This is a genomic window from Halalkalibacter urbisdiaboli, from assembly GCF_002156385.1.
Taxonomy (GTDB): domain Bacteria; phylum Bacillota; class Bacilli; order Bacillales; family Bacillaceae_D; genus Halalkalibacter_A; species Halalkalibacter_A urbisdiaboli.
This window is the reverse complement of the sequence record NZ_MVJM01000001.1, coordinates 1,567,710-1,582,918: the sequence shown is the minus strand read 5'-3', so window position 1 is coordinate 1,582,918 and position 15,209 is coordinate 1,567,710. Positions and strand designations below refer to the sequence as shown.

The following is a 15,209-nucleotide window of genomic DNA, read 5'->3' as shown; positions in this document are numbered from 1 at the left end:
AATGAACAATGAAACAAAACACCATGCCTATTCATCCCCGAAGAAGAGAATAGTTGAGCCAGGACGTTGCCAGGCGATAAAGCATAACCCAAAGGGTTATGCTTTTTTATTTGTACAAAAGATTAAGCAGAAAGGCGCTGAAGAGCCTGGTCCGGAGGAACAGCGTCTTCATTGACTAAGCCGATGGAAACAACGTGAATAAGCTTTTATAAGTCACTCGTTCCGCTATTTTAGTTAAAACACAACGAATGGTATGGAAGTGGACAAGGTGGACCTCTGTCAGTAAGGGATTCTCAATCCACTATAATAAGAATAGTAAAACCTATAGATGAAGTGTCTACGAGAAAAAGGGTCCATTTGTAAAGAGGGTTTATGGTAAAATTCAGATAAATTCCTTTAGCTGGGAGGAAGCTAGATAGATGGAGAAAAAAGTGGATTCGATACATAGGGGGAAACCTCGTACTTTGGAAGTAGCAGGAAAGCAAATACAAACTAGTATATTTAAGGAGAAGGTTCTATCAACTATACGAGTTGGGAAATCAGGTTTAATTGGTGATACACAGTCAGATCAAGTGAATCATGGTGGATTAGATAAGGCCATTTGTGTTTACCCTTATGAGCATTATCCTTTTTGGGAAAAGAAGCTAGGAAAGGGACTTGGTGTCTCGGGGTTTGGTGAAAATTTCACCTTAGTGGGCTTACAGGAAGACAAGGTTCGAATCGGAGATGTCTACCAAATTGGAGACGTTATTGTACAAGTGAGTCAACCTAGACAGCCATGTTTTAAACTTGGATTAAAACATAATCAACCTAAGCTTGTTGTATGGGTTCAAGAAACAGGATTTAGTGGTTATTATTTTCGAGTACTAAAAGAGGGCGTTGTTACTCCTGGTGATACTGTATTATGTATTGAGCAAAAGTTAGAAAACCCTACTGTTATGGAAGCTAATCAAGTTAAATATGCAAAGAATCCATCAAGGGACAAGCTTCTTTGGATGACAAATGTGGGTGAACTATCGGAAGGCTGGAGGAAAGACTTTTTAAAGATATTAGAAAACAAGGGATAAATTCAATGAAGTGATAATATTTTCCCGTGGTTTACCTTTCAAAATATTAAGACTGTGCCAAAAGGATAAAAACAACCTTTTGGTACAGTCTTTTTTTCTTATTTAAAAGTAAAAGGATTCGAATGAAATAGGTTGTTTTGGAAAACATAAGCTTACAAATTATGTTAGGGGTTGTCTACATGTCTTCAATATTATCAGTCAGTACGTATTCTCCCCCGTATCGATTGGAACAAGCCACAACAACGGAATTTGCAAGAGAATTATTTAGTGATGATTTTAAAGATATTGAAAGACTTTTAACTGTATTTTCAAATGGTGAAATTAAAGAGCGGTATTTCTCCGTCCCGCTAGAATGGTTTGAGCAAGACCATACTTTACAAGAACGAAATGATTTGTATATAGATTTAGCAACGAAATATAGTTCAGAAGCAATCCAAAGTTGTTTAAACAACTCAAATTTCTTAAAAAAACAGGTTGATGTAAAAGAGATTGATGCAATCATTCTTGTCTCAAGTACGGGAATGTCTACACCTAGTCTAGATGCACGGATTATGAATAGGTTACCCTTCTCACCTCATACGAAACGAATTCCGTTATGGGGTTTAGGCTGTGCAGGTGGTGCATCTGGCATTAATCGGGCATTTGAATATTGTAGAGCCTTCCCAGAGGCAAATGTACTCGTAGTTTGTGTTGAACTTTGTAGCTTAACATTTCAACGTAATGACAGGTCTAAAAGTAATTTAATTGGAACGTCGTTGTTTGCAGATGGTGTGGCATGTGCTCTCGTTTCTGGGGAGCGTTCCTTACAACAGCAAAATGTAAAAAGAGCAGTTCGACCTGTATTATTTTCTACACAGTCTGTACTAATGCCTCAATCTGAAGAAGTGATGGGATGGGATGTAAAGGATTCGGGATTATATGTGGTATTTTCTCGGGATATTCCATCGATTATTGAAACATGGTTAAAACCAAGTGTCGTACATTTTTTAGAAGGTGAAGGACTTGAGCTCAGTCAAATTCATGCCTTTATCGCACACCCTGGAGGAAAAAAAGTGTTAGATGCCTATCAGGATGCGCTCGGACTTTCGAGTCGTGACGTTGCAAATTCAAAAAAAATATTACAGCATTATGGCAATATGTCCTCTCCGACAGTTTTATTTGTACTTGAACAATTTATGCTCGAAGAAAAACAGGTTGGTGACTATGGTCTATTGGCAGCGTTAGGACCTGGATTCTCTTTAGAACAGGCTTTAATAAAATGGGAGGCGATTCATTAATGAACTATATATTGTTTTTTCTTACTATAGTCATGATTCAACGATTAGTGGAATTGAAGATCGCAAATCGAAACGCTAAGTGGATAAAAGGACAAGGGGGGTATGAAGTTGGGCGAGAGCATTATAAATACATTGTTGGAATTCATCTACTCTTTTTTATTTCCCTCTTAACTGAGATATATGTGATGAAACTCTCATTATCTTTGTGGTCCTTAGTACCCTTGTTTGTATTTCTCCTTGCTCAAATAGGGAGAGTGTGGGCTTTGGCCTCTTTAGGGAAGTATTGGAACACGCGAATAATGATTTTACCTGGAGCTAAAGTCGTAGCGAAAGGGCCATATCGGTACATGAAACATCCGAATTATGTCATTGTCGCGACAGAAATTGTCGCATTGCCTCTTATGTTCCAAGCATACTTAACGGCTATCATTTTTACCTTTCTAAATGCCATAATTCTAACAGTTCGAGTTAGAGCTGAGGAAGAAGCACTTGAAGCATTAACGAATTATAAAGAAGCGTTTAGTGGTAGAAATCGTTTCTTCCCACGTTATGAGGATTAATTTTGTTTCGTTTATGGACAAGGCAGAATGGAACTTTTGTTGCTTTGTTATGTTAATCCTTACGAGATGTTTTTAATCGTTTTCTGGTTATGATAGGCTTAATATATCATTTGATAGTAATGGAGGGACCTACACTTTGGCTAAGAAAAAGAAGCTTAAGTTTAATGTAGAAGACAATGAAACGATATCAGACTGTTTGAATCGTATGGAAAAAGAAGGGTACCAACCTGTTAGAAGGATGGAGGAACCTGTTTTTGAAGAGAAAAAAGTGAATGGACAGGTCGAATATGTCCCTATTAAACAAAGGATATCTTTTGAAGGTATTTTGAAGGAAGGCGAACAATGAATGACTTACCTAATAAATCGTTCGACTTTCTGTTGACATCAACTGTCGATGCTTGTAAGATTAATGTGAATCAATCAGAAAAACGAAAATAAGACCTCATATAAATTTGGGAATAGGGCCCGAAAGTTTCTACCTAATGACCGTAAATCATTGGACTATGAGGGGAAGTGTCATCCTACAATTCGAGTGAAAAGAAGGATGTCATAAAAGCGTAGAATTAGCTGACTTTCTCTCTCTTATGTAGATAAAGAAGCTAGTTCTGCGCTTTTTTACAAGTTAGCAGCTGAGAGGGGAAGCGATGATGGAACCAATAGTTGGAGTAATTATGGGAAGTACGTCAGATTGGGACACGATGAGCCACGCATGTGAGATTCTTGAAGAATTGAATATTCCATTTGAGAAGAAGGTAGTTTCAGCTCATCGAACGCCTGATTTGATGTTTACTTATGCAGAGCAGGCTGCATCAAGAGGGTTAAAAGTGATTATTGCTGGAGCTGGTGGAGCGGCTCATCTACCAGGAATGGTTGCTGCGAAAACATTAGTACCAGTAATCGGTGTTCCCGTACAGTCAAAGGCATTACAAGGGCTTGATTCTTTGTTATCAATTGTGCAAATGCCTGGCGGTGTCCCAGTAGCTACTGTAGCAATCGGTAAGGCAGGAGCAACAAATGCAGGACTTCTCGCTGCACAAATGATTGGAGCTTTTGATTCGAATGTGCAGGCAAGATTAGAGAAACGTCGTAAGAGTATTGAAGAAACTGTTCTTGAAAGCAGTGATACTTTATGAGTCAATTTATCGTACCAGGTTCTACAATTGGGATTATTGGTGGAGGGCAGCTCGGACGAATGATGGCTCTTTCAGCAAGGCAAATGGGCTATCGAATTGCCGTGCTAGAGCCAACACATGATTCTCCCTGTGCACAGGTAGCTGATGTTGTCATTGAAGCAGCGTATGATGATTTAGAGGCTGCTAAGGCACTTGTTGAAGCGTCAGACGTCATCACCTACGAGTTTGAAAATATTGACGAAGCCACAGCTCAATGGATTTCTGAAAAATGTGAGTTTCCTCAAGGGTACGATCTATTAAAAGTGACCCAGCACCGCTTGTATGAAAAAGATAAGATTTCTTCATTAGGTGTTGAAGTCGCACCTTATGCAGCTATTTACAAAGAAGAGGATGTTGCAGAGGCGGCTGAAAAAATCGGTTTTCCTGCCGTTTTGAAAACGTGTCGAGGTGGTTATGATGGGAAAGGACAAGCTGTTGTCAAAAATGAACAAGAGCTTAAGCAAGCTGTCTCTCAACTGTTAAAGCAAGGCGAGTTAGTTCTTGAAGGCTGGGTTCCTTTTCAATGTGAAATCTCGGTTATCGTTACGCGCTCAACACAGGGTGAAACGAAAACACTTCCTGTAGCTGAAAATATCCATCGAAACAATATCCTACATCAATCGATTGTACCTGCGCGAATTAAGCAGGAAACTCAGGATTTAGCTAGAAGCATAGCAATGACCTTAGCGGACGGTTTAGAGCTTATCGGTACGTTAGCTGTTGAAATGTTTGTTAAAGATGGAAAGATAGTTGTAAACGAATTGGCACCGCGCCCTCATAATTCTGGCCATTATTCGATTGAGGCTTGCGAAACATCACAATTTGAACAGCATATTCGTGCAATTTGTGGCTGGCCACTAGGAGAAACGACGCTTCATTCCCCTGTAGTGATGGAAAATGTTCTCGGAGAGCATGTGGATCCTATGCTTAAAGCAGTTCCACTTATGTCTGGTGTGAAATTGCACCTTTATGGCAAAAAAGAAGCTGTTGAAAAGCGAAAAATGGGCCATATGACAGCATTGGGGAAAACCGTAGAAGAAGCATTAGGAAAACTTAACGCTCTTCATAAAAATTAAGTTAGTAGTGAATTTTATATATAGATAAGAACATAGTGGAGGATGGTAAGCATGATAGAACGTTATACAAGACCAGAAATGGGAGCAATTTGGACAGAGGAGAACCGTTACCGTGCATGGCTCGAAGTTGAAATTGTTGCCTGTGAAGCGTGGTCGGAATTGGGAGAAATTCCGAAAGAGGATGTTGAAAAAATCCGTAAAAATGCGAGCTTTGATGTTAACCGCATTCTTGAAATAGAGGAAGAAACTCGTCATGATGTGGTCGCCTTTACTCGTGCAGTATCTGAAACATTAGGAGAAGAACGTAAATGGGTTCATTACGGCTTAACATCAACAGACGTAGTAGATACGGCTCTTTCATATTTATTAAAGCAGGCTAATCAGATTTTAGCAGACGATCTTGATCGTTTTCTTACCATCCTAAAAAACAAAGCACTTGAGCATAAATACACGGTGATGATGGGACGTACGCATGGTGTTCATGCAGAACCAACAACCTTTGGTTTAAAATTAGCGCTTTGGTATGAAGAAATGAAGCGTAATATTGAACGTTTTAAACATGCTGCTGAAGGCGTACGAGTTGGAAAGCTTTCTGGTGCAGTTGGTACATTTGCGAATATCGATCCGAAAATTGAAGCATTTGTTTGTGAAAAGCTTGGACTGAAGGCAGCACCTATTTCAACGCAAACATTACAACGTGATCGCCACGCAGATTACATGTCTACTCTTGCGTTAATTGCAACATCTATTGAAAAGTTTGCTGTTGAGATTCGTGGGCTTCAAAAGAGTGAAACGCGCGAGGTTGAAGAGTTTTTTGCTAAAGGACAAAAGGGTTCATCTGCAATGCCGCATAAGCGTAATCCTATCGGCTCTGAAAATATGACTGGACTAGCTCGTGTGATTCGCGGCTATATGATGACTGCTTATGAAAATGTACCATTATGGCATGAAAGAGATATTTCTCACTCATCAGCCGAACGTGTGATTATTCCGGATGCAACCATAGCTCTTAACTATATGTTAAATCGTTTCGGCAATATCGTGAAAAACTTAACGGTGTTCCCTGAAAACATGAAGCGTAATATGACGCGTACGTATGGATTAATTTACTCTCAGCGTGTGCTGCTTTCACTTATTGATAAAGGAATGGTTCGTGAGGAAGCATATGACCTTGTTCAACCGAAAGCGATGGAAGCCTGGGAAAAAGGGATTCAGTTCCGTGAATTAGTTGAAGCAGAAGACCGCATTACATCTGTTCTTTCAAAAGAAGAAATTGAAGAGTGCTTTGATTATAACCATCATATGAAGCATGTTGATACGATTTTCACACGTGTTGGACTAGAGTAAAAGCAGGAGTCACTACGACTCCTCTTGTAAGATTTTATTCCACTATTTTATAGCCGGAGGGTTAATCATGGAAAAAAGAGGCTTGCTTTATGAAGGTAAGGCGAAGAAAATCTATCAAACTGAAGATGAAAATATCCTATGGGTAGAATATAAAGATGATGCGACGGCATTTAATGGTGAAAAGAAAGATGTCCTTACCGGAAAATCTCGCCTAAATAATGAAATCTCGTCATTAATTTTTAAGAAGTTATCGGAAAATGGATTAGAAAGTCATTTTATTGATAGACTTTCGGAAACAGAACAGCTTGTTCGTAAGGTTGAAATTGTTCCACTAGAAGTGGTTGTCCGCAATGTTGTTGCAGGAAGTATGGCAAAGCGTTTAGGAATAGAAGAAGGCACGCCACTTCCGACACCAATTGTTGAATTTTACTATAAAGACGATGCGCTTGGTGATCCCCTCGTAACAGAAGATCATGTGTATCTTCTAGAAGCAGCGACAGCTGAAGAAGTAGAGCAATTGAAGGTTCGTGCAAAGAAAGTAAATGAACTATTAATTAATATGTTTGCTGGAATAAACGTTAAACTTATTGATTTTAAGCTTGAATTCGGAAGAACGGAAAACGGCGAGCTATTACTAGCTGATGAAATTTCTCCAGACACTTGTCGTTTATGGGATAAGGATACGAATGAAAGATTTGATAAAGATTTATTCCGTCGTAATTTAGGAAGCTTGCAGGATGGTTATCAAGAAATTTTAACTCGTTTAGGAGGCGCATCATGTACAAAGTAAAAGTATTCGTAACGTTAAGAGAAAGTGTTTTAGATCCTCAAGGAGTAGCGGTGAAAAAGGCTTTGCATGCTATGGAATATAAAGAGGTTGATGAAGTTCGTATCGGTAAATATATGGAGCTTACGTTAACAGATAATACAAATATTGATGAACGTGTGAAAGAAATGTGTGAAAAGATTTTAGCAAACACTGTGATTGAAGATTACCGCTATGAAGTTGAGGAGGTTGTATCCTCATGAAATTTGCAGTCATAGTCTTTCCAGGATCGAACTGCGATTCAGACATGTATTTCGCAATTCGTGACGCTTTAGGCGAAGAAGTAGAGTATGTTAGACACGATGAGACGTCTTTAGAAGGCTTTGATGCAATTTTATTACCTGGTGGCTTCTCTTATGGTGACTATCTTCGTTCTGGTGCGATTGCTCGTTTTGCTCCGATTATGAACGAAGTCATTGCTGCTGCTGAACAAGGAAAACCAGTTTTAGGTGTTTGTAATGGATTTCAAATTTTACTTGAAGCAGGCTTACTAGAAGGTGCTATGAAGCGTAATGAAGGATTAAAATTTATTTGTCGCCCTGTGACGTTACAAGTTGAAAACCCAAAGACGATTTTCTCAAGTGGATACGAAGCTGGGGAGCAAATTACGATTCCTGTTGCACATGGTGAAGGAAACTACGAGTGTGACGAAGAGACGTTAGCAAAGCTAGAAGCGAATAACCAAGTCGTATTCCGTTATGTTGATTCAATTAATGGTTCACGTAATCAAATCGCTGGGATTATGAATGAAAAGGGGAACGTACTTGGGATGATGCCGCATCCTGAGCGTGCCGTTGAAGAGTTACTTGGAAGCAATGATGGAATTAAATTATTCCAATCGATTCTTAAAAATTGGAGGGAATCTCATGTCACTACTACTTGAGCCTACAGCAGAACGTGTGAAAGAAGAAAAATTATACCGTGATATGGGGCTAACTGACGAAGAATTTGCAATGGTTGAAAACATTCTTGGACGTACTCCGAACTATACGGAAACAGGATTATTTTCAGTAATGTGGTCAGAGCATTGTAGCTATAAAAATTCAAAGGTTCTATTAAAAAAGTTTCCTGTTACAGGTGAAAAAGTACTTCAAGGACCTGGTGAAGGTGCTGGAATTATTGACATTGGTGATGAACAAGCGGTTGTGTTCAAAATCGAAAGTCATAACCACCCTTCTGCGATTGAGCCATACCAAGGTGCAGCTACAGGTGTAGGTGGAATTATTCGTGACATCTTCTCAATGGGAGCTCGTCCAATTGCTAGCTTAAACTCACTTCGCTTCGGTGAATTAACATCTCCTAAAGTTCGTTATTTATTTGAAGAAGTTGTTGCTGGGATTGCTGGCTATGGTAACTGTGTTGGTGTTCCAACGGTTGGGGGAGAAGTTCAATTTGACCCTTGTTATGAAGGAAATCCTCTAGTTAACGCAATGTGTGTTGGTTTAATTGACCATAAAGACATTCAAAAAGGACAAGCAAAAGGTGTTGGCAACACAGTTATGTATGTTGGTGCAAGCACAGGTCGTGATGGAATTCACGGAGCGACATTTGCTTCTGAAGAGCTAAGTGAGAGCTCAGAAGAAAAGCGTCCAGCTGTTCAAGTTGGAGATCCTTTTATGGAAAAATTATTAATCGAAGCGTGTTTAGAGTTAATTCAATGTGATGCGCTTGTTGGTATTCAAGATATGGGTGCAGCAGGTTTAACGTCTTCATCAGCTGAGATGGCAAGTAAGGCCGGTTCTGGTATTGAAATGAACCTTGACCTTGTGCCACAACGTGAAAAAGGCATGACTCCATACGAAATGATGCTTTCTGAGTCTCAAGAGCGTATGTTAATCGTTGTTCAAAAAGGACGCGAACATGAGATTAAAGAAATTGTAGAACGTTGGGGATTACATGCGGTTGAAGTTGGACAAGTAACAGATGACAAACGTCTTCGTTTACTTCATAAAGGTGACGTCGTTGCAGATGTTCCAGTTGATTCACTAGCTGAGGATGCACCAGTGTATCATAAGCCTTCAAAAGTACCTGCTTACTTTGAAGAGTTCCAAAAATCAACACCATCTGTACCGAAAATATCCGATACAAAGGAAACATTGTTAAAGCTATTAGCTCAGCCGACAATAGCAAGCAAAGAGTGGGTTTACGATCAATATGATTATATGGTTCAGACGAATACAGTAGTTAGTCCAGGTTCAGATGCAGCGGTTGTTCGTGTTCGTGGAACGCGTAAAGCATTAGCGATGACGACAGATTGTAATTCTCGTTATCTATATTTGAATCCTGAGGTCGGTGGGAAGATTGCGATTGCTGAAGCAGCACGTAACATCGTATGTTCAGGTGGCGTACCATTAGGGGTAACAGATTGCTTAAATTATGGTAGTCCTGATAAACCAGAAATTTTCTGGCAGCTAGAAACATCTACAGATGGGATGAGCGAAGCGTGTCGCGAGCTCGGTACACCGGTTATTGGTGGAAACGTCTCTTTATATAACGAAACAAATGGTGTGGCTATCTATCCGACACCAGTAATCGGAATGGTTGGTTTAATTGAGGATGTAGATCATATTACAACACAGAACTACAAGCAAGCAGGAGATCTTATTTACCTTCTTGGAGAAACAAAAGCGGAATTTGGTGGAAGTGAGCTTCAAAAGCTTGTTGAAGGAAGCATCTCAGGTCATGCTCCAGAGATTGATTTAGCTGTTGAAAAAGAGCGTCAAACACAATTACTTAAGGCGATTCAAGCTGGGCTTGTTGCTTCAGCTCATGACGTTGCTGAAGGTGGTTTAAGTGTTGCTCTAGCAGAAGGAATGACAGCTGGTACAGTTGGTGCGCAAGTAACAGTTGAAGGTGACGCTGTTACAGCATTATTTGCAGAATCACAATCTCGTTTTGTTGTAACAGTAAAACCAGAAAACCGTGAAGCATTTGAAAAAGCTGTCTTTGCACAGCAGATTGGTGAAGTTACAGAAGAAGCAAAGCTTGTCATTAAGGATAAGAGTGAAGCGGTTATCTTAGAAGCATCTCAAGAAGAAATTGTCTCGGCTTGGAAAGGAGCCATTCCATGTTTGCTGAAATCAAAGGCTTAAATGAAGAATGTGGTGTCTTTGCCGTATGGGGGCATAAAGATGCTGCGCAAATTACGTATTACGGATTGCACAGTCTTCAACATCGTGGTCAAGAAGGTGCGGGAATCGTTGTCACAGATGGTGAACAGCTTGCGGTTCACAAAGGACTTGGATTAGTGAACGAAGTGTTCAATCCTGATACTTTATCTTCATTAAAAGGAAAAGGTGCGATTGGACATGTTCGTTACGCAACTGCGGGGGGCGGGGGCTTTGCCAACGTCCAGCCGCTTCTTTTCCGCTCGCAAATGGGAAGTCTAGCACTTGCACATAACGGTAACCTTGTAAATGCAAACAACATGAAACATCAATTAGAGAGTCAAGGAAGTATTTTTCAATCAACATCAGATACAGAGGTGCTCGCTCATTTGATTAAGCGTAGTGGCTATTCAACACTAGAGGATCAAATGAAAAACTCTCTTGCAATGCTTAAAGGTGCTTATGCTTTTGCGGTAATGAATGAAAATCAGCTTATCGTTGCACTAGATCCGAATGGTCTTCGTCCACTATCGATTGGCCGTCTTGGTGAGGCGTATGTCGTTGCTTCTGAAACATGTGCATTTGACATTATTGGGGCAGAATATATGCGTGAAGTAGATCCAGGCGAAATGATCATTATTGATGATCACGGTATTCGGTCTGAACGTTTTGTTAGTAAAACAGCTCGTTCTATTTGTAGTATGGAATATGTCTATTTTGCTCGTCCGGACAGTAATGTCGACGAAATTAATGTTCATACTGCGAGAAAGAACCTTGGAAAACAATTAGCGATTGAATCACCGATTGAAGCTGATGTTGTGACAGGAGTGCCAGACTCAAGTATATCAGCGGCGATTGGCTATGCGGAGCAAACGGGGATTCCTTACGAGCTTGGAATGATCAAAAATCGTTATGTTGGTCGGACATTTATTCAACCATCGCAAGAGCTTCGTGAGCAAGGGGTAAAAATGAAATTATCCGCAGTTCGTGGTGTAGTTGAAGGAAAACGCGTTGTGATGATCGATGATTCCATCGTTCGTGGTACGACCAGTCGCCGGATAGTGAATATGCTTCGTGAAGCAGGTGCTTTGGAGGTTCACGTTCGCATCAGTTCACCACCGATAAAAAACCCATGTTTTTACGGAATTGATACATCAACCACAGATGAATTAATCGCGTCCAATCATTCTATTGAAGAAATGCGTGAAATGATGGGTGCGGATTCGTTAGCCTTTCTATCCACTGAAGGACTAATGAAGGGAATTGGACGAAAAGACGAGGATAGTAGCTGTGGCCAGTGTCTTGCTTGTTTTACTGGTGAGTACCCAACAGAGATTTTTCCAGACACATTGCATCCACATGCAAAGGTTTAAATTGTAGAGGACGTTTAGTAAGAAAGACCGCTCTGTGGTTTTTCTTACAACCTCGAACAACATTAGGAGGTAAGAACATGTCAGAAGCTTATAAACAAGCAGGAGTAGACATTGAGGCTGGTTATGAGTCGGTTAAGCGTATGAAAAGTCATGTAGAGCGAACAATTCGCCCTGGAGTCATGGGGGGATTAGGTGGCTTTGGAGGGATGTTTGATCTCTCAGGCCTGAAGTTAGAGGAGCCTGTACTTGTTTCAGGAACAGATGGAGTGGGGACAAAGCTAATGCTCGCTTTTATGATGGATCGTCATGATACAATCGGTATTGATGCAGTAGCGATGTGTGTGAATGACATTGTCGTTCAAGGGGCCGAGCCTCTCTACTTTTTAGACTACATTGCATGTGGAAAAGCGGTTCCGGAGCGAATTGAAGCAATTGTAAAAGGTGTAGCCGATGGATGTGAGCAAGCAGGCTGTGCATTAATTGGCGGTGAAACAGCGGAAATGCCTGGGATGTATAGCGCAGAGGAATATGATATTGCTGGATTTTCAGTTGGTGCTGTTGAAAAAAAGAAACTCATAACGGGTGAAAAAATTGCACCTGGTGATGTTGTAATTGGTTTAGCTTCAAGTGGAATTCATAGCAATGGATTTTCGTTAGTGCGAAAAATCTTCTTAAATGACCATAAGCTTTCTCTTACAGATACATTGGAGGGACTTGAAGGTACACTTGGCGATGCGTTGCTGACTCCTACGAAAATCTATGTAAAGCCACTATTAAATTGTATCCGTCGTTTTGATGTGCACGGACTTGCTCATATTACCGGTGGAGGCTTCTATGAAAATATTCCACGAATGCTTCCAGAAGGTGTAAAAGTGGAGATTGACAATGGCTCTTGGTCTGTACCGAACATCTTCTCTTTATTAGCTAAATACGGGAAGCTAACAGAACGTGAGAAATTCTCAACATTTAATATGGGAATTGGAATGGTTATGGTTGTCCCAGAAGCTCAAAAAGAAGACGTGTTAACTCAGTTAAAGGCCGATGGGGAAGAAGCATATGTTATTGGACGTGTGACAGAAGGAACGACAGGTATCACTATTGGGGGCATTAGCGAATGAAGGTAGCCATTTTCGCATCGGGCAGTGGAACAAATGCTCAAGCTATTCTTGAGGCAATTGAGCAAGGCTCGTTGGATATGGAAGTTGCTCTTATTTTTAGTGATAAACCGAATGCACGTGTACTAGAACGTGCTGCGCAGTTTCAAATCCCGACGTTAATGTTTGAACCGAAAAACTTTCCATCAAAAGTTGAATTTGAGCAAGAGCTAGTGAAAAAGCTTGAAGAAGCCAAAGTTGAGTTTATCGTTTTAGCCGGTTATATGCGCTTAATAGGGAAAACACTTCTCGAAGCATATGAAGGTAAGATGGTAAACATACACCCTTCATTATTGCCGGCCTTTCCGGGATTAGATGCAATCGGACAAGCATTTAATGCAAAAGTGAAGGTAACGGGTGTGACGATTCATTACGTCGATTCGGGCATGGACACCGGACCGATTATTGCACAAGAGGCAGTAAAAGTAGATGAACATGATACAATTGAATCGTTAACATCCAAAATTCAAGCGGTCGAACATCGTCTCTATCCAGAGACACTACAAATGATTAATACGGAACGTATTCGTTAATAATCTACACTTTTTAAAAACAAAGAAGTAACGGGCTGAACGCTAATAGTGAAGCCGTTACTTTCTGTACATAGCAGTGATAAGGAGGAAGAAACGTTCCTCCTTATTCTAATCATTGGACTTTAATTATGAAAGGAATGAGTGAAAAATGGCAAAAAGAAGAGCATTAGTCAGCGTTTCAGATAAAGCAGGGATTGTCCCTTTTGTACAGGCATTAGCTGAAAAAGGGTTTGAAATCGTGTCTACAGGAGGAACTCATCGGACGCTAGAGGAAGCCGGTGTCCCAGTGACAGGAATCTCTGAAGTAACAGGCTTTCCGGAAATTTTAGATGGTCGTGTAAAAACGCTTCACCCGAATATTCATGGTGGCTTACTTGCAATGAGAGAAAAGGCAGAGCATCAAGCACAAATTAATGAACATGATATTCAACCAATCGATATTGTGGTTGTTAATCTATACCCGTTTCAACAAACGATTGCAAATAAGGAAGCAACGTTTGCTGATGCAATTGAAAACATTGATATTGGTGGTCCAAGTATGCTTCGTTCTGCTGCGAAAAACCATCAACATGTTACAGTTGTGGTGGACCCAACTGATTATGAAACGGTGCTGTCAGAATTAAATGAAGCAGGTGATGTTTCTGTTGAGACAAAGCGTAAATTGGCGGCAAAGGTATTCCGTCACACAGCAGCATATGATGCGGTCATTGCTGAATATTTAACAAAAGCAGTTGGAGAAGAAAATCCAGAATCTTTAACAGTGACATATGAGAAGAAGCAAGCTTTACGTTATGGAGAAAACCCACATCAGAAGGCGACTTTCTATAAAAAACCACTTGCAGATTCCAGTTCAATTGCAGCTGCAACGCAACTTCATGGTAAGGAATTATCCTATAACAACATTAATGATGCGGATGCAGCGCTTGCGATTGTGAAGGAATTTGAACAACCGGCTGCTGTTGCTGTTAAGCATATGAATCCGTGTGGCGTTGGAACAGGAGAAACAATTGAAGCAGCCTATGATAAAGCATACGAAGCTGACCCAGTTTCTATTTTTGGAGGAATTGTTGCGTTAAACCGTAAAGTGGATACGGCAACTGCTTTAAAAATGAAGGAAATCTTCCTAGAAATTATTATCGCACCATCATTTACGGAGGAAGCTCTTGAAATCTTAACATCAAAGAAAAATCTTCGGTTATTGACTGTTGAGTTAGATGGAGAAGAGAAAGTAGAGAAAAAATTAACATCGGTTCACGGAGGTCTTCTAGTGCAAGATGAGGATCGTTATGGCTTTGCCGATGCTGAAATCTCTATTCCGACTAAACGTGAACCGACAGAAGAAGAATGGGAAGCGTTAAAGCTTGCTTGGAAAGTAGTTAAGCATGTTAAATCAAATGCAATTGTACTTGCTAATGGTCAAATGACAGTTGGTGTTGGTGCGGGTCAAATGAATCGAGTTGGTGCAGCAGCAATTGCAACAGAACAAGCCGGAGAACGTGTGAAAGGTGCAGTCATGGGTTCTGATGCCTTTTTCCCAATGGGCGATACAGTGGAGAACGCAGGTAAGGCAGGAATTACAGCAATTATTCAGCCAGGTGGCTCGATCCGTGACCAGGAATCAATTGAAATGGCTGATAAATATGGAATTGCCATGGTGATGACAGGAGTAAGACATTTTAAACATTAATCGAAAGTATTTGAACATAATGGAGGGGTT

General features: G+C 40.4%; 15 protein-coding genes and 1 riboswitch. All 15 genes read left to right on the top strand.

The window, feature by feature from the left end; genetic code table 11:
• Positions 1 to 419 precede the first annotated feature (419 nt).
• Positions 420 to 1,067, top strand: coding sequence for an MOSC domain-containing protein (locus B1R93_RS07895; protein ID WP_088103336.1), 648 nt, complete (start codon positions 420 to 422; stop codon positions 1,065 to 1,067).
• Positions 1,068 to 1,246: 179 nt separating this feature from the next.
• Positions 1,247 to 2,344: a type III polyketide synthase gene (locus tag B1R93_RS07890; RefSeq protein ID WP_088103335.1), complete on the top strand. Its 1,098-nt coding sequence runs from the start codon at positions 1,247 to 1,249 to the stop codon at positions 2,342 to 2,344.
• Positions 2,344 to 2,904, top strand: a complete 561-nt coding sequence (locus tag B1R93_RS07885; RefSeq protein ID WP_207634127.1) for an isoprenylcysteine carboxyl methyltransferase family protein — start codon at positions 2,344 to 2,346, stop codon at positions 2,902 to 2,904. The genes B1R93_RS07890 and B1R93_RS07885 overlap by 1 nt, the downstream gene beginning before the upstream one ends.
• 136 nt (positions 2,905 to 3,040) lie before the next feature.
• Positions 3,041 to 3,250 carry an NETI motif-containing protein gene (locus B1R93_RS07880; RefSeq protein ID WP_088103334.1) on the top strand — a complete coding sequence of 70 codons (210 nt, stop codon included), beginning with the start codon at positions 3,041 to 3,043 and terminating at the stop codon, positions 3,248 to 3,250.
• A 76-nt stretch (positions 3,251 to 3,326) separates the two neighbouring features.
• A riboswitch (purine riboswitch) is annotated at positions 3,327 to 3,428 on the top strand.
• Positions 3,429 to 3,551: 123 nt separating this feature from the next.
• Complete coding sequence (gene purE / locus B1R93_RS07875; RefSeq protein WP_088103333.1) at positions 3,552 to 4,037, top strand: 5-(carboxyamino)imidazole ribonucleotide mutase; 486 nt, start codon at positions 3,552 to 3,554, stop codon at positions 4,035 to 4,037.
• Positions 4,034 to 5,152 (top strand): 5-(carboxyamino)imidazole ribonucleotide synthase, encoded by a 1,119-nt coding sequence (purK, locus tag B1R93_RS07870; RefSeq protein WP_088103332.1) that lies wholly within the window; start codon positions 4,034 to 4,036, stop codon positions 5,150 to 5,152. The genes purE and purK overlap by 4 nt, the downstream gene beginning before the upstream one ends.
• 51 nt (positions 5,153 to 5,203) lie before the next feature.
• The gene (purB, locus tag B1R93_RS07865; protein WP_088103331.1) at positions 5,204 to 6,499 is read left to right on the top strand and encodes an adenylosuccinate lyase; all 1,296 of its coding nucleotides are present in this window, start codon (positions 5,204 to 5,206) and stop codon (positions 6,497 to 6,499) included.
• Between the two features lie 67 nt (positions 6,500 to 6,566).
• A complete protein-coding gene (purC, locus tag B1R93_RS07860; RefSeq protein ID WP_088103330.1) occupies positions 6,567 to 7,289 on the top strand; it encodes a phosphoribosylaminoimidazolesuccinocarboxamide synthase in 723 nt (240 codons plus the stop codon).
• Positions 7,277 to 7,528: a phosphoribosylformylglycinamidine synthase subunit PurS gene (gene purS, locus B1R93_RS07855; protein ID WP_088103329.1), complete on the top strand. Its 252-nt coding sequence runs from the start codon at positions 7,277 to 7,279 to the stop codon at positions 7,526 to 7,528. The genes purC and purS overlap by 13 nt, the downstream gene beginning before the upstream one ends.
• Positions 7,525 to 8,208 carry a phosphoribosylformylglycinamidine synthase subunit PurQ gene (gene purQ / locus B1R93_RS07850; protein WP_088103328.1) on the top strand — a complete coding sequence of 228 codons (684 nt, stop codon included), beginning with the start codon at positions 7,525 to 7,527 and terminating at the stop codon, positions 8,206 to 8,208. The genes purS and purQ overlap by 4 nt, the downstream gene beginning before the upstream one ends.
• On the top strand, positions 8,192 to 10,417 hold the full coding sequence (gene purL / locus B1R93_RS07845) for a phosphoribosylformylglycinamidine synthase subunit PurL (RefSeq protein ID WP_088103327.1): 2,226 nt from the start codon (positions 8,192 to 8,194) through the stop codon (positions 10,415 to 10,417). Before purQ ends, purL begins: the two co-directional genes overlap by 17 nt.
• A complete protein-coding gene (gene purF / locus B1R93_RS07840) occupies positions 10,393 to 11,805 on the top strand; it encodes an amidophosphoribosyltransferase (RefSeq protein ID WP_088103326.1) in 1,413 nt (470 codons plus the stop codon). Before purL ends, purF begins: the two co-directional genes overlap by 25 nt.
• 77 nt (positions 11,806 to 11,882) lie before the next feature.
• Positions 11,883 to 12,923: a phosphoribosylformylglycinamidine cyclo-ligase gene (gene purM / locus B1R93_RS07835; protein WP_088103325.1), complete on the top strand. Its 1,041-nt coding sequence runs from the start codon at positions 11,883 to 11,885 to the stop codon at positions 12,921 to 12,923.
• Positions 12,920 to 13,492 (top strand): phosphoribosylglycinamide formyltransferase, encoded by a 573-nt coding sequence (gene purN, locus B1R93_RS07830; RefSeq protein WP_088103324.1) that lies wholly within the window; start codon positions 12,920 to 12,922, stop codon positions 13,490 to 13,492. Before purM ends, purN begins: the two co-directional genes overlap by 4 nt.
• Positions 13,493 to 13,640: 148 nt before the next feature.
• Positions 13,641 to 15,179 (top strand): bifunctional phosphoribosylaminoimidazolecarboxamide formyltransferase/IMP cyclohydrolase, encoded by a 1,539-nt coding sequence (gene purH / locus B1R93_RS07825; RefSeq protein WP_088103323.1) that lies wholly within the window; start codon positions 13,641 to 13,643, stop codon positions 15,177 to 15,179.
• The last annotated feature ends 30 nt before the right edge of the window (positions 15,180 to 15,209 follow it).